The 21388-nt window shown below is 46.6% G+C and carries 17 protein-coding genes and 1 pseudogene; 8 read left to right on the forward strand and 10 right to left on the reverse strand.

The window, feature by feature from the left end; translation table 11 throughout:
• Both glgP and BIT28_RS17175 read right to left on the reverse strand, forming a co-directional pair.
• Positions 1–1007, reverse strand: a 1007-nt coding sequence (gene glgP, locus BIT28_RS17170; protein ID WP_139310488.1) for a glycogen/starch/alpha-glucan family phosphorylase, incomplete at both ends; no start/stop codon positions are given.
• Between the two features lies 1 nt (position 1008).
• Positions 1009–2177, reverse strand: a pseudogene (locus tag BIT28_RS17175) (glycogen/starch/alpha-glucan phosphorylase); the annotation flags it as partial.
• 481 nt (positions 2178–2658) lie between these two features.
• Between BIT28_RS17175 and malT the strand changes: the two are divergent.
• The 5 genes from malT (at position 2659) to BIT28_RS17200 (ending at position 8834) form a co-directional block, all read left to right on the forward strand.
• Complete coding sequence (malT, locus tag BIT28_RS17180) at positions 2659–5367, forward strand: HTH-type transcriptional regulator MalT (RefSeq protein WP_075765952.1); 2709 nt, start codon at positions 2659–2661, stop codon at positions 5365–5367.
• A gap of 34 nt (positions 5368–5401) precedes the next feature.
• Entirely contained in the window at positions 5402–6079 is a 678-nt protein-coding gene (locus tag BIT28_RS17185; protein WP_075765954.1) for a DUF4336 domain-containing protein, read from the forward strand.
• A 155-nt stretch (positions 6080–6234) separates the two neighbouring features.
• Positions 6235–6510: a D-fructose-6-phosphate amidotransferase gene (locus tag BIT28_RS17190; protein ID WP_075765956.1), complete on the forward strand. Its 276-nt coding sequence runs from the start codon at positions 6235–6237 to the stop codon at positions 6508–6510.
• Between the two features lie 321 nt (positions 6511–6831).
• Entirely contained in the window at positions 6832–7572 is a 741-nt protein-coding gene (locus BIT28_RS17195) for a glycosyltransferase (RefSeq protein ID WP_075765958.1), read from the forward strand.
• Positions 7566–8834, forward strand: a complete 1269-nt coding sequence (locus tag BIT28_RS17200; protein WP_075765960.1) for an LssY C-terminal domain-containing protein — start codon at positions 7566–7568, stop codon at positions 8832–8834. Before BIT28_RS17195 ends, BIT28_RS17200 begins: the two co-directional genes overlap by 7 nt.
• Before the next feature lie 58 nt (positions 8835–8892).
• Here BIT28_RS17200 and BIT28_RS30015 read toward each other — a convergent pair whose 3' ends face one another.
• The 4 genes from BIT28_RS30015 to modA form a co-directional block, all read right to left on the reverse strand.
• Positions 8893–9552: a CAP domain-containing protein gene (locus BIT28_RS30015; RefSeq protein WP_075765962.1), complete on the reverse strand. Its 660-nt coding sequence runs from the start codon at positions 9550–9552 to the stop codon at positions 8893–8895.
• A gap of 526 nt (positions 9553–10078) precedes the next feature.
• Positions 10079–11158 (reverse strand): molybdenum ABC transporter ATP-binding protein ModC, encoded by a 1080-nt coding sequence (gene modC / locus BIT28_RS17210; protein ID WP_075765964.1) that lies wholly within the window; start codon positions 11156–11158, stop codon positions 10079–10081.
• Complete coding sequence (gene modB, locus BIT28_RS17215) at positions 11152–11844, reverse strand: molybdate ABC transporter permease subunit (protein WP_075765966.1); 693 nt, start codon at positions 11842–11844, stop codon at positions 11152–11154. Before modB ends, modC begins: the two co-directional genes overlap by 7 nt.
• 2 nt (positions 11845–11846) lie before the next feature.
• On the reverse strand, positions 11847–12617 hold the full coding sequence (gene modA / locus BIT28_RS17220) for a molybdate ABC transporter substrate-binding protein (protein WP_075765968.1): 771 nt from the start codon (positions 12615–12617) through the stop codon (positions 11847–11849).
• A 385-nt stretch (positions 12618–13002) separates the two neighbouring features.
• Between modA and BIT28_RS17225 the strand changes: the two genes are divergently transcribed.
• Together BIT28_RS17225 and BIT28_RS17230 are read left to right on the forward strand one after the other, a co-directional pair.
• Entirely contained in the window at positions 13003–13734 is a 732-nt protein-coding gene (locus BIT28_RS17225; RefSeq protein WP_075765970.1) for a protein-L-isoaspartate(D-aspartate) O-methyltransferase, read from the forward strand.
• A 2-nt stretch (positions 13735–13736) separates the two neighbouring features.
• Positions 13737–16151 (forward strand): spermidine synthase family protein, encoded by a 2415-nt coding sequence (locus BIT28_RS17230; protein ID WP_075765972.1) that lies wholly within the window; start codon positions 13737–13739, stop codon positions 16149–16151.
• A gap of 177 nt (positions 16152–16328) precedes the next feature.
• On the opposite strand, the gene BIT28_RS17235 is transcribed toward BIT28_RS17230, so the two are convergent.
• The 4 genes from BIT28_RS17235 to BIT28_RS17250 all read right to left on the reverse strand — a co-directional run bounded on the left by BIT28_RS17235 (position 16329) and on the right by BIT28_RS17250 (position 20562).
• Positions 16329–17615 (reverse strand): NupC/NupG family nucleoside CNT transporter, encoded by a 1287-nt coding sequence (locus BIT28_RS17235; protein ID WP_075765974.1) that lies wholly within the window; start codon positions 17613–17615, stop codon positions 16329–16331.
• 410 nt (positions 17616–18025) lie between these two features.
• Positions 18026–18853, reverse strand: a complete 828-nt coding sequence (locus BIT28_RS17240; protein ID WP_075765976.1) for a hypothetical protein — start codon at positions 18851–18853, stop codon at positions 18026–18028.
• Positions 18854–18856: 3 nt separating this feature from the next.
• A complete protein-coding gene (locus BIT28_RS17245) occupies positions 18857–19678 on the reverse strand; it encodes a hypothetical protein (RefSeq protein ID WP_075765978.1) in 822 nt (273 codons plus the stop codon).
• Between the two features lie 59 nt (positions 19679–19737).
• Positions 19738–20562 carry an N-acetylmuramoyl-L-alanine amidase gene (locus tag BIT28_RS17250; protein ID WP_075765980.1) on the reverse strand — a complete coding sequence of 275 codons (825 nt, stop codon included), beginning with the start codon at positions 20560–20562 and terminating at the stop codon, positions 19738–19740.
• Positions 20563–21013: 451 nt separating this feature from the next.
• Here BIT28_RS17250 and BIT28_RS17255 point away from each other — a divergent pair, with 451 nt between their 5' ends.
• A complete protein-coding gene (locus BIT28_RS17255) occupies positions 21014–21385 on the forward strand; it encodes a hypothetical protein (protein WP_075765982.1) in 372 nt (123 codons plus the stop codon).
• Positions 21386–21388: the final 3 nt, after the last annotated feature.

Consider the following 21388-nt stretch of genomic DNA (forward strand, 5'->3'; position numbering starts at 1 on the left):
TTCGCGCATCTCGACATTCGCGCCGTCCATCGTACCGATGGTCAGGGCACCGTTCATCGCGAACTTCATGTTACCTGTACCTGATGCTTCTTTACCGGCAGTCGAAATCTGCTCTGATACGTCTGCTGCAGGGAACAGGATCTCTGCCAGGCTCACGCGGTAATCAGGAATGAAGACCACCTTCAGCTTGCCGCCAAGACGAGGGTCGTTGTTCACCTTCTCGGCAACCTTGTTGATAGCAAAGATAATATCTTTTGCCAGCGCATAACCCGGCGCCGCCTTGGCACCAAAGAAGAATACGCGAGGTTGCATGTCGAATGTCGGATCGTTCAGCAGACGATGGTATAGCGACAGAATATGAAGCAGGTTCAGGTGCTGACGCTTGTACTCGTGCAGACGCTTGATTTGAATATCGAAGATAGCATTAGTATCCAGCTCGATACCCATGTTCTCTTCAACCCAGTCAGCCAGACGTTGTTTGTTCTCTTTTTTCACTGCCATGTAGCGCTTCTGGAACGCTTCATCTTCAGCAAACTTCTCAAGACCGGCAATTTTCTCAAGCTTGTTCGGCCAGTCGTTACCCACTTTCTCACTGATCAGCGCAGAAAGGCCTGGGTTACAGTACTTGATCCAACGACGTGGTGTGACACCGTTAGTCACGTTCTGAAGACGACCAGGGAATAGTTCGTTGAACTCAGGGAACAGGTCACGCTTGACCAGCTCTGAGTGTAGTGCGGCTACACCGTTAACGGCATAAGTACTAACCACACAAAGGTTCGCCATGCGTACCATGCGCTGAGGACCTTCCTCAATGATAGACAGCTTGCGCTTCACTTCATTGTTGCCCGGCCAGGTTTGCTCAACCAGCTTCATGAAGCGGTGGTTGATTTCGAAAATAATTTCCATGTGACGAGGAAGCATTTGTGCAATCAGTGCTTCGCTCCACGTTTCCAGTGCTTCAGGCAGCAAGGTGTGGTTGGTGTAGGCGAATGTCTTCGAAGAAATGGNAAAATAATTTCCATGTGACGAGGAAGCATTTGTGCAATCAGTGCTTCGCTCCACGTTTCCAGTGCTTCAGGCAGCAAGGTGTGGTTGGTGTAGGCGAATGTCTTCGAAGAAATGGCCCACGCGGCATCCCAACCCAGTTTGTATTCGTCAATCAGAATACGCATCAGTTCTGGAATAGCGATAGTCGGGTGCGTATCGTTAAGCTGGATAGTCTCAAGCTTAGACAGATCTTCAATCTTGTTACCAGCACCGATGTGACGACGTAGAATATCGGCAATCGAACAGGCACAGTGGAAGTACTGCTGCATCAGACGCAGTGCTTTACCTTGGTCATGGTTGTCATTCGGGTAAAGAACCTTGGTCACATTACCGGCTTCTAGTGCAGAGTACTGAGCACCCACGTAGTCACCGTCATTGAAACGCGCCAGGTTGAACGGTGCATTAGAACGGCACTCCCACAGGCGCAGCGGGTAAACGCTCTTGTTATCGTAACCAACGATAGGCAGGTCCCAAGCCACACCTTCAACGGTCATACCCGGTACCCAACGGCGACAAGCGTTGCCATTTTCGTCAGTGTAGGATTCAACATGACCGTATAGGCTCACTGTCTGAGAAAGCTCTGGACGAATCACTTCCCACGGATAGCCTTCAAGACCACGCCATGCATCAGGTGCTTCTACCTGACGTCCTTCAACAAAAGACTGGCGGAACAGACCGTACTCGTAGTGCAGGCCGTAACCTACCGCCGGGTACTCTTGTGCAGCCAGTGAATCCATGAAACAGGCAGCCAGACGGCCAAGGCCACCGTTACCCAGCGCCGGGTCACGCTCTTCTTCTAGTAGATCAGTCAGGTTATGACCCATCTCTTCCATTGCCGCAGCAACGTCTTCATACAAGCCCATGCTGATCAGGTTGTTGCCTGTCAGGCGGCCGATAAGGAATTCCAAAGAAAGGTAGTTAACGCTACGTGCTTTCTCTTCTGCTAGTTGCTTTTCTGTTTCTAGCAGGTTGCCGGTACTGATTTCCGCCAGTGCTCGGCCCATTGCCAGATACCAGCTACGTGGAGTAGCTGTCTCTGAAGTATTCGCATAAGTCGTCGTCAGGTGTTTCTCTACGGCTGCTTTAAATGCTGCCTTGTCAAATTGTTGTGTATGACCATTTTTAGACATGGTTCAATCTCGCTCTAGGATTATTTCCAACTGGTGACTATGTTGCCTTCGTTTGTCAGGCAAAACATCCTCCTAACCAAGGGAGGATTAGGGATGAGTATGAGGGGCGTAGTTAGCCAATCCCCCTCCCTAGTGTGACATTCTGCAAATTTCGAGGTGTAGACTGCTCCCTACGAATCACATAATGCAACTTGATTCACAAGTTTAGACTAAACCACATGTGCAACATTGGGCTTAAATTTTAATTAAAGCTTCAATATATGTGAGCTAACTCATAATTCCGGGGATGAGAAGACATAGAATTACTGATTTTAGTATTAAGGTGGGTAAAGTTATGGCCCAGATCAAATGTCATGAAATTATTTTATTGCATGATTTTGATTACACCATGGAATAAAGCTCACCAATAATCTGCCTAGAGCAGTAGACTAATACCTAAGAGCTTTAATGGACCTGAAACCTTACATAAGATAGCAAGACTATGTGGATACCATCTAAACTGACACGACCGGCACGCCTTCATAATGCAATACTCCGCCCCCGTTTGCTGGAAACGCTAGATCAGGCTCCTTTTTACCGTCTTGTTCTATTTCGATCACCAGCGGGTTACGGCAAAACCACTATGGCAGCACAGTGGTTGAGCGAGCACCCACATACCGGCTGGTTCAATATCGATGAAAACGACAACGACACATTCCGCTTCGCTAACTACCTTCTGCAATCTATTAATAAATCAACAAATAATGCTTGCCTAAAAACACAGGCAATGGCCGAGCGTAGACAATTTGCCTGTATGTCTACACTCTTTAGCGAGCTATTCGGTGAACTGAGCGATTATCACGAGCAAACTTATCTGGTACTTGATGATTACCATGTCATCAACAACGATGATATTCACGACGGTATGCGTTTCTTCCTGAAAAATATGCCTGACAACATCACGCTCGTCGTTACCAGCCGTACCTTGCCACCATTAGGTACAGCCAACCTTCGAGTACGGGATCTGTTAATTGAAGTCGATAACGATTTACTCGCATTCGACGAGGAAGAAACAGAGCGCTTCTTCAACAAACGGGTTACTGACAATGTTGAATCAAGTGTACTCAAAACCTTGCGCGAACAAGTAGAAGGCTGGCCGTCAGCCTTGCAGCTAATCGCACTACACGCACAACAAAGACCAAACAACCTCGTTGAGTCAGCTGTATCGGTTGCAAACTTCAACCGGGGCCACCTCTGGGACTACCTGGCCGAAGAGGTTTTTGACCAGTTGGATCGCGAAACCCAGCAGTTCTTACTGCAATGTTCAGTTCTGGATATGTTCAATGCCGAATTGGTGACCGACCTTACCGGGCGAAGCGATGCTCTGGCGATGTTGGAGTCGCTTAACCGGTTCGGCCTGTTCCTCAATACACTGGAAGGCGACAATAACTGGTATCGCTTCCATAATCTGTTTGCCGAGTTTTTACGCCACCAGCGTTATTCGCAAATCCCGCAGCAACGTTCAGAGCTTCATTCACTTGCAGCCCGGGCGTGGCTGAAGCAAAACTCGCCGCAGCAGGCTCTGCTTCATGCCCAAAAAAGCGAAGACAAAGACCTAAGTGTTGAGATCCTGTCTGAGTTTGGTTGGGAAATGTTCCACCATGGCGAGCTTAAACTGCTAGAAGACAGCATTGATCACCTCGACAAAGACACACTGTTTAGTACCCCGCGTCTGGCCCTTTTACGCCTATGGCTAATCCAAAGCCAGCACCGCTATAACGATGTCGGTGAGCTGATTCTCGAATCAGAAGCCGAGATGCACAAACACAACATCGTTTTGAATGACGCACTACAGGGTGAGTTTAACGCCCTGCGTGCACAGGTGGCCATAAACCAAAGCAAACCAGAAGACGCGCTAACTCTCTCCGAGCTTGCACTTGGCCAGCTTCCCTCTACAACTTACCGTAGTCGAATTGTTGCCACCTCTGTTGTCGGCGAAGTACATCACTGCCTGGGTAACCTAAGCCGTGCACTGCCTATGATGCAGCAAACCGAGAAAATGGCTCGACAGTACCATGTATACCATCAGGCGCTCTGGGCCCTGCTTCAGCAAAGTGAAATCCTACTGGCACAAGGTTATGTTCAGTCCGCCTTCGAGCAACTGGATCAAGCATTCAAGCTTGTAAAAGAACAACATTTGCAGCAAGTTCCGTTGCACGAGTTCCTGTTACGTCTCCGTGCCCAGATCCTCTGGTGCTGGAACCGCCTGGACGAAGCAGAAGAAGCCGCGCTGAAAAGCCTGGAAGTACTCGCACCTTTTGACGAGACCAAGTCCCTCCACGCCTATTCAATGCTGGCCAGAATTGCCATCACCCGGGGCGAGCAGGACAAAGCGGCCCGCTACCTTGAGCTGTGTAACAGCATGATGGACCGCTCTGACTACCATATTGACTGGCGAGCCAATACGGATTTGGCAAACTTGTTCTACTGGCAGCTCAAAGGCGATCTGGATAGCATTCAAAGCTGGCTTAAAAAAGCCGAGGAACCGGAAGCGGCATGTAACCATTTCCAGCAACTACAATGGCGTAATATTGCCCGTGCCTGTCTGAACGTGGGTGAAATGGAACGTGCACAGCTTATCTTGGATATGTTGCTAGAAAGTTGCGATAAGCATAATCTGATCACAGACAAAAATCGCAACCTTGTGGTACAAGCTGTACTCAGTAAGCGGATGAATGAAAGAGAAAAAGCACTGGCGCAACTCAAAGACGCCCTAGTGTTAACCAACAGCACTGGAATGGTTGGTATTTTCCTATGTGATGGCGCCGATATTTGCGATTTGCTGCAGGAACTTGTCGATGGTAAGGCACTTAGCGAGCTAGAGCTGCATCGTGCTCGTCAGTTGCTACGAGAGATGACCAGCAAAGAGCGTAACCGCTCAGTGCATTTCGATGAAAGCTTTGTTGAAAAGTTGCTTAATCTGCCAGATGTGCCTGAACTAATTCGGACCAGCCCGCTAACACAGCGAGAGTGGCAGGTATTGGGTCTTATCTATACAGGTTACAGTAACGAACAGATCGCCTCGGAGCTTGATGTTGCCTCAACGACAATTAAAACTCATATTCGCAATCTGTATCAAAAGCTGAATATCGCCAACCGTCAGCAGGCTATCGAGACGGCAGAAAACTTACTCAAACTTATGGGCTTCTAGCCAGGCTAAGCTCATCACAGGTTAAGGATGACCTATGATTGAATGGAGCAGCAACCGAATTTGGTATCAGGATATGCCGTTCAAGGTGAACGGCATTCCTGTCGGTGCTCGTATGACCGTAATCCGGCTTGATAATAACAAGCTGCTAATCCACTCTCCTGTCCAACTAACTACGCAATTGCAACTTGAACTTACCAAGCTGGGGCAAGTCCATGCCATTGTAACTCCGAATATGAATCACCACCTGTTTCTTTCCGAATGGTGGCTGGCCTACCCGGAAGCGTACTTTTTCGCGCCGCCCGGCCTGCAAAACAAACGTACCGACCTCGCATTTGATGATGCTCTGAGTGCACAAACACCTGTTCTTTGGCGCCATCAGCTCTACCAGACCCTGCTTCGCGGCAGTGACAAAATGGAAGAAGTTATCTTCTGCGATCCTAACGCCAAAACCCTGATTGTCGGCGACACCCTTGCCTGGCTGAGTCCCTCGCCAAATATACTCACTATTGGCCTTGCTCTGTTAAATGGTTGCTACAAGGCACCTGCAATACCTTTGTACTGGCGCCTGACATTCAAGGATAAAACACGCTTAAGGCAATCATTACAGGAAATTCTGACCTGGCCTTTTGATCGGATCATTCTTTCACATGGCCAGCTTATTACTGAAAACGGTAAAGCCCGATTCTACGACGCCTTCAAATGGGCGCTTTGAATCCGTTGCACTCCATCTTGTACCCCCGTCACATTTTGCTCTAAATCAATTTTGCCGCATTCATGCACAGAGCAATTATATTTGTATGACATATCTCACAATATTATGCATACCAAGGAGTATATTCAAAGCGTGAAAAATGCGAGGGAACAAACATGAAAGCATCAAAACTTTATTTCAGGGATCTGCTTGGCTTGGCCTTGGTAGTCTCGGCTATTCTAGTTATGTTAGGTGGTATTTTTGGTGTTTTGGCTGTGCTTAATTACTTCTCCCATGAAGAAGCGCTGGCCAATACCTACATCCATGAATCAATACCTCTGTTTATTTTCCTAATTCCCTCCTACTTGCTCGGCAAGTACATCAACCGTCCAAAGTGGGTGTCAGAGGTTGAGGAATATCAGCTAGAGGCAGCCAAAAAAGCCAGCCATTAAAGCAAAGTCAGCCACTCTCTTAGAGTGGCTGACTTGCGTATGCCCGCCCTCCCCCCTGTATACCGTTCGTTTTGGCTCCGTGAATTCGCATATGCAAGCATCCACATTGGGATTCCTTCACCCGAGTGCCGGGCACGATCTCCCGCTTGACGAGCCTGAGTGGCTCTGCGAGCAAATCGAAGCCTTCTATCAGCAACAATCACACTGAGAACTCTCTCAATTACATGAATGGAAGATGAACTGGGCCCTCACGTCCCATTCAGTCCCTTCAAAGCATAATTCTCTCAACAATTAAGCCAGTTACGAATTTAAGAGGAAATTATGAGCCCGATTAGTATTGTTGTGATTACCCTAAACGAAGAGAAACGTATCGGCCGTTTACTTGAAGATCTAAGCAAGCAAAGCCACCAGAATTTCGAAGTTATCGTGGTGGACTCCAACAGCGATGACAACACCTGTGAGGTTGCGCAAGGATTCGATAAAGCATTACCGGCCCTGACCGTTCATAAAATGGAAGGACGAGGAACCAGCCTAGGCCGTAATACCGGTACCAAGCTTGCTTCCCATGAGCGTCTCTTATTTCTTGATGCAGATGTCCGTCTGGAGCCGACATTCCTGACCAATGCCCTCCACCAGCTTGAAAAACGCAAGCTCGAAGTGGCCGGTGTCTATATGAGTGCCGAAGAGCTGTCACTTGGCTACCGCCTTGGCTACGGGCTATTCAATGCCGGACTGTACGCTACATCCTTTTTCTTCCCGACAGCTGTAGGTGCCTGCCTGTTTTCAACCAAACGGGCCCACGAGGAAATTAACGGCTTTGATGAAGAAATCGTTCTTTGCGAAGACTGTGACTACGTACGCAGGGCTTCCGAAACCTGGCGCTACCGAATGCTTCCTGTCAGCTTCTGGTTTGATCCTCGCCGACTCGAACAGGATGGATTTTTCAAAATGGGGCTAACCTACCTGAAAGCCAATGTGCGCCGCTTTTTTTTCGGAGAAATGCGCAACAACGAAATGAACTATGAGTTTGGCCATTACAAGGACGCAGATAACAAATGCTAAATGCCAGCTGGTGGTGGTTCTTCGGCGGTAGCTTTCTCGATGCACTGATTGGGCCCAACCTCTTTTTTCCCGGAGAGCCCTTCTTGCTTGCAGCAGGCTACCTGCTGAGTAGCGGCGCAATTTACGGTGTCATATCCGTACTCCTTGGTGGCCTTATTGGCGATCAGCTCAGCTATTTCATCGGCCGCCGCTATGGCGTAAACGGTCGCCGCAGGCTCTGCCAGCGTGTTCCTAAAACCCGGAGACCCATTGCCAGAGCCCGGCTGGTACTGAGAAAACGCGGCCCTTTGGTGGTCGCTATCGCCCGCTTGCTGGGGCCGGTAGCTTGGATAATGCCCTTCCTGGCTGGCAGCTACGCGCTTCCCTGGAGAACCTTCACGGCATATTCATTAATCGGTCTTTTTATCGGTGTCGGACAATTTGTGTTTGCCGGTTATTTGCTGGCGCAAGGAATCGAGTTAATGCCAGATCTCGCCACTCTTACCCTGTTCCTGAAAGAGCATAGCTTATTAGTCGTGGCCGTTTTTACTGCTTCAGTGATCAGCCTATTGATCTACCGAACCAAGAGCTGGAAGAAATGGCTAAATATCTGTCTGTGCTGGCTCGCCATAATGGCTGGAGCAAATTATTACCACTTTTTCGTCAGTGATGCCTATGCATTTGAAGCAAAAGAAATAAGCAACACCCAACAATCACTGCATGAACTGGATTATACCGTTTATCCGGGTTTGGCTCCTGTATATCAGGCGCAACCAATCAATATTGTTGTTGTGGGAAATACACCGCAACAGCTCATGGGTGAATTAGGCTGGATTGAGAATAAAACATTCTCGCGAGATGACCTGACACTGAGTCGTTACTTAAAGCTACTGTCCAAAGAGCTACCGCCTATCTCCGATCTTTACTGGAATCAACAGCCTCAATGGTCTGCCTATCAGCTTGCCGGAGATCTGGTTAACAGGAAGCACATTCGCTGGTGGTACGCAGGTAATGAGGTACAGTCAGGAAAGCCCATATGGGTTGGTGCTGTCAGTTATGACAATGCGTTAAAACTGGCTCACTATAAAGGGATAATAACCATCTTGCACGGGATCGATCCTGATATCGATGTAGAAAGGGATGAGTTGGCAGAAAAAGCAAAAGACTCAGGCTGGAACGTTGATTACCAACCGTTTGGCAAACCTGTCGCCTATTCAAAAAGCCGCCATTATTTCAGTGACGGCCTGGTTGTAATACTGTCGAAAGACAAGACCACATCATAAATGGCTTCACCGCTGTATCAAACAGCGGCGATGTCTTTGTTAACTCGAAGAAGAAAAATTAACGTGGACGAGCAAATACCTGAGTCCAGTAGATACCGTATTGTGCACTTGAGTTAGTGACTGACGATGCACCCATTTGGGTAAAGTTCGCACTCATGATGTTCTTACAGTGGCCAGGGCTGTTTAGCCAGCTATCCATAACCGACGCGAGATCTTTCTGACCCGCGGCAATGTTTTCGCCCACTGTGCTCCAGCTATAACCCTGATCGGAAACACGATCACTTGGCTGGTCGCCATTTAAACCGGTATGGCTGAAAAAGTTGTAGTTTGCCATGTTGCTTGAATGAACAAATGCCGCCTGTTCTAGGCTATAATCCCATGTTAATGCAGGTACTGCCGGCATCATCTGGCCACCACAGTCACGAGCCTGAGCACGGGCTGCATTCACTGCTGCTAGCATCTGGTCGGCAAAATCGCCACTCTGCGGTTCACCATTACTTCCGTTATCACCATCATTGCTGCCGCCGTTGCTGCCAGAGTTATCGCCATTATCAGTACTACCACCATTATTGGAACCACTGCTGCCGTCACCTGAAATGACTGTTCCGCTTCCAGTGTTTGCATCACCGCTACTAGCAGTACCGTCATCAGAACCACCGCCAGAACCACAGCCTGTAACGAGTAGCGTAGAAAGAATTAATAGTGATAGTGTTCGCATGGGTACATCCAGTATATGTTTAATTGAATTTATGATTTCCAAATAGACTTATATCGTATCCAAACAACAAAAAAGTATATTAAGAAACTAAGATTTGTCTCTCAGCCAATTCCTGACCAGCCTTATTGTGGTGAACAATATACTGACTCACAGCTGAACAGTTCAATATGCAACGGTTATATTTCACACATCCTGACACACATTTAACAATACAAACAATACAGGAACGCTGTACACAATCATAAATTAATCATTATATTCAGTGGGATAAGCTCATCTAAAAATGTAAACCATCTTTGCCCAACCTTTAATACAAAGTTGTACATAATAGACTACCAATTTAATCATCGACTGAACTTACACTGCAAAAATAAAAGTCGTAAAAATTAAATCGCATAAATATAGGACAAAAAAGACCACAAACAATTACCAACATTAACTTTATTGTCAGCATTATTTTGTGGTCCATTACTAACTTACTCCCTAATACTATTATCACAAAGTAAGTATTCTTTTTATAATAAATTTATACCCAATCATCTTGGGTAACACTCACACCTTTTATTTGAGCAAATACCTCATCACCAACTTTAATATTTAACTCATCTGCAGCCCATAGTGTAAGGTTCGCCCATATCTGAGCTTCTCCGATTCGGAGTCTTACAGCGACTTTTTCCTCTTCGTCAGCAGAAAGCAGCTTATCCACCCTTGCTGTCAATATGTTACGGATACTTGTCTGTTCCGGCTTTGACTTCGTTATCGAAACATCATTGGAGTGAATCCGCACTCTTACCCACTCCCCGCGCTGCCTGTTCAGTTTGCTTACCCATAGGCATGCATCATGATTTAACATTACCTGAGTCAAAGCATAGTCCGGATGGGTGTGGTTTACCCGTGCGCTAATCAAAGAACTTTGCTCCTTGGCCGGTAACCATGGACGCATTTCCGGTGAACCCCAGACACTATTTACATTCCCGGCAACAACCACTTTGCCCTGATTAATCATCACCATATAATCTGCAAGCCGCAATATTTCATCGAGGCTATGGGTAACATAAAGAATGGGCGTTTTTACCTGCTTGGCCAGTTTCTCCAAATAAGGCATCAGCTCCTGTTTGCGTGGCAGATCCAGTGACGCCAGAGGCTCGTCCATCAGCAACATATCAGGCTTAGTCAGTAGCGCTCTGCCAATGGCAACACGTTGCTTTTCCCCGCCAGATAAAGATGACGGATAACGCTGCAACAAGCTTTCGATCCCCAGTAACGAAACAACAGCATCAAAGTGGGCCTGATCTTTATCCCGACAACCATAAGTGAGGTTTCCGGCTACCGTATAATGGGGAAACAGACGCGCATCCTGGAACACATAACCAATTTTTCTTTTCTCAGGAGGAAGATAAATACCCTCTTCACTATCACACAGTATTCGATCTCCAAGTTTTATCGAGCCTTTGTCAGGCTCACTTAAGCCACTCAGTACATTAATCAGTGATGTCTTTCCCGTTCCCGAACGACCAAAAATCGCGGTGATCCCCTGCATTGGCAACTCAAGCTTGATATCTAACTCTAGGTTACCAAGTATTTTCTGAACATTAATTGCTAGCATTGGGTCTCCAATCGGTTACGTGCCATTCTCGCCATCCACTCAGAAACCAGTAATGAAGCCAGGGCAATCGCAATGGCAATAATACAAAGGCGGGCGGCTTCACTTTCAGCCCCCGGAGTTTCAATGAAGGAGAACATCGCCAATGGGATTGTCTGTGTCTCACCGGGAATATTCGAGACAAAGGTTATCGTGGCCCCAAACTCACCCAACGCACGGGCAAATGCCAGTATGGTTCCCGTCAAAATACCCGGAAGTGTGAGGGGCAAGGTAATCGTCAGGAAGACTTTAAGAGGATTTGCACCAAGCGTCCGGGCTGCCTGCTCCAATTTGGGGTCAACACTTTCCAGTGCCAGACGAATTGAACGGACCATTAGCGGAAAAGAAACCACAGCAACGGCGATGACGGCCCCGCGCCAGCTAAAGCTAAACGTCAGTCCAAACCATTCATAGAGTGCCTTGCCGATCACACCATTTCGTCCCATAAGGGTCAGCAGTAGGTAACCGATAACAACCGGCGGTAAAACCAATGGCAGATGCACAATGCCGTCCAAGATGGCCTTGCCATAGAACCGACATCGCGCCAGCAACCAGGCACACAAGATCCCCAGAGGCAGGCTAACCATTACTGCCACACCCGATATTTTTAAACTAAGCAGCAGTGCCTGTAGCTCATAATCTGTCAGCACGCTTAGTTAACTCCAAAGCCGTATTTTTCGAAAATCTCGCGGGCCTGATCTGACTGCAAAAACTGGTAATAATCTTCGACTTGACCATTCGCCTTGTCTTTCACAACTGCTACAGGATAGGTAATTGCCGTGTGACTGTTGTTTGGCAGCTCGGCTACCACTTTCACCTTGTTCGAAATCAGGGCATCTGTTTTATAAACAATCCCAAGCATGGCTTCTTGTTTCTCTACCAGCAGCAGCGCCGAGCGGACATTACTCGCACGAGCAAGCAAAGGTGAGGCCTTCTGCCACAAACCTATATTTTCCAACGCCTCTTTGGCATAAATACCCGCTGGTACATGTTTCGGGTCACCAGTCGCTAAACGCGTGCCGTCTAGCGCCTGTGCCAAGTCCCACGAAGCACTGATAGTAATGCTATCGGTTGGGTATGATTCCGGAGCCACGAACACCAGGCTATTGTTTAACAAACTTTTACGCGACTGCGGCTCAATAGCCTGCTGCTGCTCAACATAATCCATCCACTTTTCATTAGCAGACAGATAGATATCTGCAGGTGCTCCTTGGGCAATCTGCCTGGCAAGAGCTGCAGACGAGGCAAACGAAAGCGTCGACTGAGTACCCGTTTTTTCTTTGTATACCGCCGCCACTTCATTCATGGCATTGGTCAACGACGAAGCGGCAAAGACTGTCACCTTCTCTGACGCCAGCGCCGAACTCGATGCCCCCAGCGCGCAACTTACAGAAAACAGATATGTTAACAAACGCTTGTTCATACTTTACCTCTAATATCAGCATGCTTACTTACCGTTATATAGTAAAGTACATAACGGTAAATGAAAACCACTTGAGGTCTCATTTATTCATTGACGCGGTATCCAGCCAGATCAATATCGCTTCAACCCACATAGGTAGTGAGGGTGATTAATTGCGGCTGTACTCTTCCTATACTCTATATACCCAAGCTACCTCAAGATGAGGGTTCAGAGTGAGACCAGCGTGTTCAGTTCAAGGAAATTGCGGTAGGAATGGTAGCCCCTTTCAACGTTATTTGACACAGAAATGGGCATCGGAATGCCGAACCAACTGACTCACTCCCAAAGGGCGAGGTGGCTTGGGTATAGTAATTTCGCCAGATCAAAATCCTGTAGGGAGTACGCTATGGGTCGCTCTTTGTTTCAGTTTTTTGCCTTCATCGTATTAGGACTCCAGCCCTTTGCAGTATTAGCCGCGAGTGATTCCGACAAGTATGCCCGTGCCCGGGAGACAATGGTTCAAGACCAGCTAATCAAGCGCGGAATCGTCGACAACAGAGTGCTTACGGCAATGAGCAAGCTCCCCAGGCACTTTTTTGTTCCGAAGATTCTGTCGTTTAAAGCCTATACAGATTCCCCTCTGCCGATCGGTGAGGGACAGACAATTTCACAGCCATATATTGTTGCCCTGATGACGGAGGTTCTCGAACTCAAAGGCAATGAAAAAGTTCTCGAGATCGGGACCGGCTCGGGATATCAGGCCGCGGTGCTTTCCGAGGTGGCGAAAGAGGTGATTAGCATCGAGATCAAGAAGAACCTCTGCACTAAAGCCAGTAAGCTCCTTGACTCTCTTGGCTATACGAATGTTGAAACCCAATGTGGTGACGGCTACTTCGGCTGGAATAAGGGAGCCCCCTATGATGCTATTATGCTCACCGCCGCCATAGACCATATTCCTCCGCCTCTACTGGCGCAACTCAAGGACGGAGGACGGCTAGTGCTCCCCTTGGGAAACCCTTTCAGCTATCAAAACCTCGTGCTCGTCACCAAAGAGAAGAATGACTATAGGGTTTGGCAAATTGCCGGTGTTCTCTTTGTTCCCATGACCGGACACGCAATGAAGCCCTTCGGGAAATAGCAATGAGTCTCTCGGCTGTTTTCCTTGTATCCCTTTCTTCGCTCGCCTTTGAGGTACTACTGGCCAGAATCTTCTCGATTAGCCAGTGGAATCATCTCTCCTTTATGGTGATCAGCATTGCGCTATTTGGTTTTGCCGCCAGCGGCACTGCATTAAGTATCTTCGATTCAAGGAAAAATAACTGGACAAGGCAATTTGCGACAGGAAAAGTAACACCGTTTTTAGTGCTCCTCTATAGCTGCTCTACGCTTGTTTCCTTTATGCTCCTTATACAGCTTCCCCTTGATTATTTCAGGCTTCCGCTGGAATCAATCCAGGCATTTTATCTTTTTCTCAGCTACACACTTCTCGCGATTCCGTTTTTCTTCGCCGGTGTTATTGTGCTTTCAGCCTATGTCGAGCAGCCTGAAAACACGGGCTTCATTTACTTTTCTACTATGGCAGGCTCTGCTCTGGGCACAATTCTTCCCTCCCTGTTACTGCCTTTTATCGGAGAAGGAAAACTTGCCGTAACCGTAGCAATAGTTCCACTATGTTATGTAACCGCAGCCGCTTTAATAAAAAACAAGAAAATTGACGGCTCCCGTTATCCCCCCCGGAACCTATCTTTATCTCTCGTCAGCACCTGTATTATGCTGCTGATTATACCTCTGCTCTTCACTCCATGGGGCGCTCAACTGACTGTCACCCCATCACCGTATAAATCTCTGAGTCAGCTTTTGCAATTTCCCCAGTCAACAGTCACAGAGTCGACGAGCAGCATAACGGGCAAAATAGACACCGTCACCAGCCCCTATATTCGTTACGCACCAGGCCTCAGCCTCAAATATAGCGGCAACCTTCCTGTACAAAGCGCCATTTTTCGGGACGGAGACGAGCAACTGGTTCTCTATGGCGCTAATGGCAATTCGAAGACGTTCGAGTTTGCAAGATTCACCTTGCCATCGGTAGGTTATGACTTTGTCCCCCTTCCCCAAAGCGCCCTGCTTGTTATACGGGGCGGAGGAACCAGCATACCGACAGCACTTGCTGCTGGGATCCCGGATATAACCATCATTCATGAAAGCCCGAGTATATCCCGAGCTATAGCAGAACATTATAATCTGCGTACAACGTCCGAAAATCCTCGAATATTTTTCAGACACTCACAAAGAAAATACGACATCATCCATATTGAGAGCTGGGGAACATCTCTGGCTGGATCTGCCGCCCTTAGCCAAGAGTACCTATTCACCACGGAAGCCTTCGAAGAGTACCTGAACCATCTTTCTGAAAAGGGAGTCATCATCGTTTCGCGCAAGCTGCTTCTTCCTCCTTCCGACTCGATCCGTCTGTTCTCTACGGCACTTCAGGTCCTACGCGAGAGTGACAAAAAGGATCCACTGCATCACCTTGTTCTTTTAAGAAACTGGGGAATATTCACACTGGTCGTTAGCAAGAATCCTATTGAAAATATAAAGACCCCGATGGACTTTGCTGAAAGGCTGAATTTCGACATTGTCTATATCCGGGATATGCAGTCATCTCTTGCCAATCGCTTCAATAGTTTCGAACTTCCCCATCATTACCTTGCCATCGACAATCTTCTCCAGCATTACCGAGAAAAGAGAGATAAACAATTTTTCGATGATTACCTTCTGGATGCCGCTCCACAAGATGACAACAGGCCATTTCCAGGCCGCTTTATAAAATGGGACAGATTAGGAGATTTGTACCAGAGCATGGGAAGCCGACCCTATTCAATGCTACTTTCCGGCGAGGTCGTCATTGCTGTTGTTTTCATCGAGGCGCTGGCCGTCTCTGCCCTGCTATTGTTGCTCCCCCAGCTCTTCGCCAAAGGGAAACAAAGGAAAATCCCTTTATCCCAGAAGCTCTATTTCTTTTCCATCGGAGCGGGATTTATGTTCGTAGAAATCTATTTTATCAAAGCCTATATCCAGATATTTTCCAGTCCGGTGCTTAGCTTTACTTTTGTCCTGGCAGGTATTCTGCTCTCATCTGGGATCGGCGGATGGTGGTCTCAGAAAATGGGAAGAAATACTGTTACCTATTCCCTGTCGGCTCTTTGCTTAACGCTTATTGGCATTCTTTATTTTATGGATCTGATAATCGATCACCTTCTGGGGTTGCCTATGCTTCTTCGCTATCTATTTGCCCAGCTTATACTTTTTCCTCCGGGAGTAATCATGGGCATACCTTTCACACTGGGAATGCGTTGCCTCCTTACAACCCCACTACAGCGAGCCTATGCCTGGGCGATGAATGGATGCGCTTCGGTTCTCACATCGATTGTCGCTGCCGGGCTTGCTCTTAATTTTGGATTTCAGTCCATTATGCTTTGCGCGACAGTATTTTACTTATTAGCGGTATTTTGTTCGAGAGACTCAGAGGCTGATCAAGCAGATTCGTTCCCTTAGTTACCCCCCGAGGGCCGTTATAACCCTGGACAGCTGTGCGAGATTGATAATGGAAGCAGTGAGTTGTTAATAAATCATCGCTTTTCACTTCTTGGCCGGAGTAAAGAGAAATGATGGTCACAACTCACTGTTTTTCTTGTCGCAGGTGTCGCAGATACTATTTCAATCTAGGCAGTATTAAACTGCAGCAAGGCTGATGCAAAATCCGGCGATCGTTGCCGCCATCAAGTTTGAAAGCGTACCCGCAGCCACAGCCTTAAGGCCCATACGTGCGATATCATGACGACGGCTAGGTGCAATCCCGCCCAAACCACCAAGAAGAATCGCAATAGATGACAGATTGGCAAAACCACAAAGTGCAAATGAAATAATTGCCGTTGTCTTTTCGGTCATGACTTCACCGGTAGCAGGAACAACCTTAGCCTCCTCGCCTAGATACGGAACGAAGTTAACATAGGCGACAAATTCGTTCACTATGGTCTTCTGACCAATAAAGGAACCAGCCAATGTAGCTTCTTCCCAAGGAACACCAATTAGGAAAGCCAGAGGTGCCAGTATCCAGCCAAGAATTAATTCCAGGCTTAGCTGCTCGTAACCGAACCAGCCGCCAATACCACCAAAAATACCGTTAATAAGTGCAATAAGCCCAATAAATGCAATAAGCATTGCACCAACGTTCAACGCAAGGCTAAGACCCGCTGAAGCACCGCCAGCAGCGGCATCGATAACATTAGCGGGTTTCTCGTCTTCACCTGCAATTTCTTGGTCAGGGATATCATCTTTGAAGTGGTCAGTTTCAGGCTTGATGATTTTAGCAAACAGCAGACCACCAGGTGCCGCCATGAAAGATGCTGCTACAAGGTATTCCAGTGGCACCCCCATCGACGCATAGCCCGCCAATACCCCACCAGCAACTGAAGCCAAACCACCACACATTACCGCAAACAGCTCAGACTGTGTCATTCTCGCCACGAACGGCCGAACAACCAAGGGGGCCTCTGTCTGACCGACAAAGATGTTAGCGGCTGCAGACATAGATTCCGCGCGGGACGTACCCAGCGCCTTCTCCAGTGCACCACCAAGGATCTTGATGACCCACTGCATCGCGCCGATATAGTAAAGCACGGAGATCAGCGCAGAGAAGAAGATGAGTGTTGGAAGGACCCGGAAGGCGAAGATAAAACCACCACCACCGAATAACTCAAACATCTTGTCAGAAACCAGACCACCGAACAGGAAAGACGTACCGTCATTACCGTAATTGATAACATTCGCAACACCATCAGAGAAACCACCTAACAGGTCTTTCCCCCAGGGTACATAAAGAACGAATGCTCCAAGTGCAAATTGGATAGCAAAAGCACCTCCGACAGTTCTAAGGTTTATTGCCTTTCTGTTGTCAGAAAGAAGTACAGCGATGGCTAAAAGAACGACCATACCAATTAGACTCATTAAAATGCTCATTGTGTAAGGTATCCTTATTGCTAGGAAATATTAATAACAGCCTCATCAACGTCGATAAAACTGTTTCTCGGCCAAATTAAAGGCATTAATATATTTTATAACCAATGAGGACAGATGATTCTCATGAGATTGGTTTTCAGATAGGTTATGCTGGCCTAACTAGTTGACAACAAATTAACAGACAGGATTGTTTGCATAACTAGACAAATAGAAGGCAACTTTCTACTGTCTATAAACGGAAGTAGCAAAGGCATTACCGACTGACTTTAAGCAATACAGAACAATAAGTTAACGGCAATATCAGCCGGTAGAGGTGAATACCATATCTAGTCGAAGCTAATATGGCTAATCAATAGAAATGGATTATTTACAATAGTAAAAAATATAGTGGGTCTATCTTACTTACTAATTTAACAGTTATTTTCTAGCTTATCGGTCTTTAGCATTAAATGCTCTTTCAGAGAGGCTACGAGTGTTTCGTATTCTACGTCATCCCCGGGTTCTGGGAAGTTAGCGCCTGATATTGATCTGGGTGATATGAAAATATAGGTTCGTTTGTCAAACTCCCATTCTCGAATGATACCTTTGGCGGGCTCATCCTCTGCCGTATCGAGAATTTCTGCCATCCCTTTATCTTCATCAACCGGGTTCCCATTTGTTGTTCTGCCTTTGCCATTAGGTGATTTAAGTGTCACTACAACAGCGCTAACCATTGGTAGGCCCAGTATGTTTTCACAGACAAAGAATATACTGCCAGCATCCCCATCAAGCTCTGCTTTCTTAGCGTCCTCTAATCGGCAGGACATCGTACGAAACAAACCTCGGGAAAAGTGAAGTCTACTCTCGCCAAACTCTCGTCCTAAGATACTTTCAGTAAGTTCCTTGCTCATTGTGTCACCAACCGCACTCGACGACGCTTTGATTGACTCACGTTTCGCTTCCACAAAGAATTCAGATTTATCGAGAATCTTTAGAATGGCATCAGAACTGTAAATTGAGTTGGCTTTTCCTTGTGCGTCCTTGTGGGTAGCTATGGCTTTCGTCATCGCCGCAAAGAAAATGCTCATATCAGAAAACATATGCTTCAAGGCATCACTGACTACCTCTGCTCCTTCATTGGTAGTGCATACCATTACATTACCCGTCTCATTAAAGGCATAGTATTTACTTAACGGAGCATAGTGAGAGCTCTTGGACTCACTATGCTTCGGACGAAACAGCCAACTCAACATACCCATGGCTTAACCCTTTGAATTATCTGCTGGGGAGGATGTACCTGAAGAGCCGTCTGTTCCCTCTATACTGCGCTTCATCGATTCAACTAAATTGTTGAACTCGGGATCAGACATGGCCTCGTTAAGTTCACTCGCCTGACGAATAAAATTGGGTGGCACGAATAAATGCACTTCCTTTTCAATGTGAAAAATTTTCTTTTGGTTGTTGGCATCGAAACAAGGTCCAAGCTTAAGATCACCTTCAGATAAACTCGCATCAATAGAAAAAACAAGTGGAGTAATTGAGACCGCACCCATTAGATACTCACAGACAAAAATAATCGTTCCAACTTTCTTATTAGATGTCACTCTATTCTTTGCAACTTTAAGCCCTTCACTCCCTACCGATGCAATCAGTGAACGCAAGGAGTGAGATAATGCAGCCAGGTTTCCGCTCAGCCCGAGAAGTGCCTGGATAAGTTGATTCGAAAATGTAACCCCCCAGCTACTGCTTTCAAAATTGATCGTACTTTTCGTCACATTAACAAAAAGCCCCGAGCCCATGATCAAATCATTCAAAGCATCATAATCATAAAGTGATTTACCTGAATCTGACATCGCCTTGGTTAATGCAGCAAAAAAAACGCTGACCTGAGCAAAGGCTTCCTTGGCCTCCTCTGAGATATTTTCAGGCGTATCGGGAGAGCTTAGCGTTGTCGCAATAAATAAGTTTCCAGTTGCATTGACGACAAATTGCTTCGTAGCAGGAATGTTCGCTTGATTATTCGAAATCGGGTTCTTGGCCCGAGAATCATCTGTACTTATTTCTACCATTGTATCCTTAGCCATTTTTTCTCTCCCTCTAAATTAATGGTGTTATGCCGCCTGCTTTGAACCAAGCGTTATTATTACGCTATATATCGGCTATGTACCCAACCAACAATATCCATCTCATTGTTGATGACATCAATGACATCCACTTTTCTCCATACGCCATGTTTTTTCAGTACAGACAACCGCGTTCCCTGAGGTAATGGAGATACATCAGTATATTTATCAAACTCTGTTCCTGGCCCTTTTCGAATATTAAGAGCAACTGTTGTTTTAAAAATATCCTCCCCATCGTCACTATCACGCCCTTCAATTAAGTGTTGGAATGAAAGCATAGGAAAAGCAGTGCCGGGATCTCTTTTTCTGTTTGGCGCTATATCTTCATGGCCGATAATTTCATCTAAATTGTAATGCCGCACAAGTGCCAAAGAAACTTCCCTTGCCACCTCAAGTTGTTGCTCTGTGTAAGTATGCCAACCGAGCGTCGCATTATCAGATTCGCGCTTCTCTACGAGCACTTCGCTATCTGGAACCAACCGCCCCCATGTTGTACGCCAGTTGCCTGGGGCCCCCTGAAGAAGACCGGGATTATCCAATTCGATACCGATGGAATGGCTATTAAGTCCACTTATTCCCCGCCAGTGACTTTTACCTGCATGCCAAGCTTTTCGATTGAAATCGACTAATTGCACAATCGAGCCATCACGGCCGATAACTAAGTGTGCTGACGCATTGGCATCTCGATTTGTTAACCAGTTCACCGAACTCTCAGCGCTCGCGCCGGCAGTATAATGCATCACCAAAAATCGCGGAGTAATCGTACCTCGGCCCTGGTTAGGACTCCTTATAAAGGGAACTTGCGAGCCGTCATTATGAATAAGTTTATGAGCTTTAATCTTCATAAAGTGTCTCCTCCTGAAACATAATTTGTCCGGGACATAACTTTATATAAGGAACTCTTCTCTATACCATTTCTACACTAGGCCACTTTTAACAAATTTAGACACTGAATGTTTCATATGTTTAATTTGATCACAATAAACATATGAGATTACTTTCACATGCCACTATATGTCTTCAATTGCCATTTTCTAAACTACCAACATAGTAAATCAACTAAACTGCGTAACCGCGCGGTTCGAAACGCATTACAACCTCTACGCAGGCTTAGAAACAGCAAAATAGAATACCCAAAATGGGCGTGGCTAACCAAAGCTAGAAGCACCCAGGCATTTCAATGACAACTTAAGCGGTGTACTACCTCACATTCACATTAAAGCAGGTGCCGAAACATAAGCTAGCGTGTAAACTTGAGCCAGTGATTAAATCCCAGCTAAAACAGGTGAATCAGAAATGACTCATGAAACTAAAACAATGGAAGTGCCAGTAGCAATCGCCGATAGAGTGCAGACTTTAATTGATGCCTATGAAGCCAAAGAGAAGTTCAATGCTGAGCGTACAGAGGTAGTAAACAACTTACTTTCGATGGATAACCTAAGTTGTGAGATGGCTGTTTATAGCTTACCTCAAGGCGAATTGCTAGATACTCTCAGATTTGTGTACGAACTATCCGGTACTAACAACAGATTCATCAAAAATATACTGACACAATCCAGAGAGAACCCTAAGAAGGTCTTATCAGACTCCCAAAGGTCGTCAGCAAAGAGCTTGTTATTTAATCTGATCAATGACCCTTCAGTCATTTCAGCGATGAAAGAGATGTAGTCA

The sequence above is a fragment of the Photobacterium proteolyticum genome, assembly GCF_001939735.1.
In the GTDB taxonomy this organism is placed as follows: Bacteria; Pseudomonadota; Gammaproteobacteria; order Enterobacterales; family Vibrionaceae; genus Photobacterium; species Photobacterium proteolyticum.

Excerpts from the sequence above, each read along its gene's own strand:
- malT (WP_075765952.1), top strand. The coding sequence starts at position 2,659 with ATGTGGATACCATCTAAACTGACACGACCGGCACGCCTTCATAATGCA.
- BIT28_RS17195 (WP_075765958.1), top strand. The coding sequence starts at position 6,832 with ATGAGCCCGATTAGTATTGTTGTGATTACCCTAAACGAAGAGAAACGT.
- BIT28_RS17250 (WP_075765980.1), bottom strand. The coding sequence starts at position 20,562 with ATGAAGATTAAAGCTCATAAACTTATTCATAATGACGGCTCGCAAGTT.
- BIT28_RS17185 (WP_075765954.1), top strand. The coding sequence starts at position 5,402 with ATGATTGAATGGAGCAGCAACCGAATTTGGTATCAGGATATGCCGTTC.
- BIT28_RS17200 (WP_075765960.1), top strand. The coding sequence starts at position 7,566 with ATGCTAAATGCCAGCTGGTGGTGGTTCTTCGGCGGTAGCTTTCTCGAT.
- modC (WP_075765964.1), bottom strand. The coding sequence starts at position 11,158 with ATGCTAGCAATTAATGTTCAGAAAATACTTGGTAACCTAGAGTTAGAT.
- BIT28_RS17240 (WP_075765976.1), bottom strand. The coding sequence starts at position 18,853 with ATGGGTATGTTGAGTTGGCTGTTTCGTCCGAAGCATAGTGAGTCCAAG.
- BIT28_RS17190 (WP_075765956.1), top strand. The coding sequence starts at position 6,235 with ATGAAAGCATCAAAACTTTATTTCAGGGATCTGCTTGGCTTGGCCTTG.
- modA (WP_075765968.1), bottom strand. The coding sequence starts at position 12,617 with ATGAACAAGCGTTTGTTAACATATCTGTTTTCTGTAAGTTGCGCGCTG.
- BIT28_RS17245 (WP_075765978.1), bottom strand. The coding sequence starts at position 19,678 with ATGGCTAAGGATACAATGGTAGAAATAAGTACAGATGATTCTCGGGCC.
- BIT28_RS30015 (WP_075765962.1), bottom strand. The coding sequence starts at position 9,552 with ATGCGAACACTATCACTATTAATTCTTTCTACGCTACTCGTTACAGGC.
- BIT28_RS17230 (WP_075765972.1), top strand. The coding sequence starts at position 13,737 with ATGAGTCTCTCGGCTGTTTTCCTTGTATCCCTTTCTTCGCTCGCCTTT.
- BIT28_RS17225 (WP_075765970.1), top strand. The coding sequence starts at position 13,003 with ATGGGTCGCTCTTTGTTTCAGTTTTTTGCCTTCATCGTATTAGGACTC.
- BIT28_RS17255 (WP_075765982.1), top strand. The coding sequence starts at position 21,014 with ATGACTCATGAAACTAAAACAATGGAAGTGCCAGTAGCAATCGCCGAT.
- BIT28_RS17235 (WP_075765974.1), bottom strand. The coding sequence starts at position 17,615 with ATGAGCATTTTAATGAGTCTAATTGGTATGGTCGTTCTTTTAGCCATC.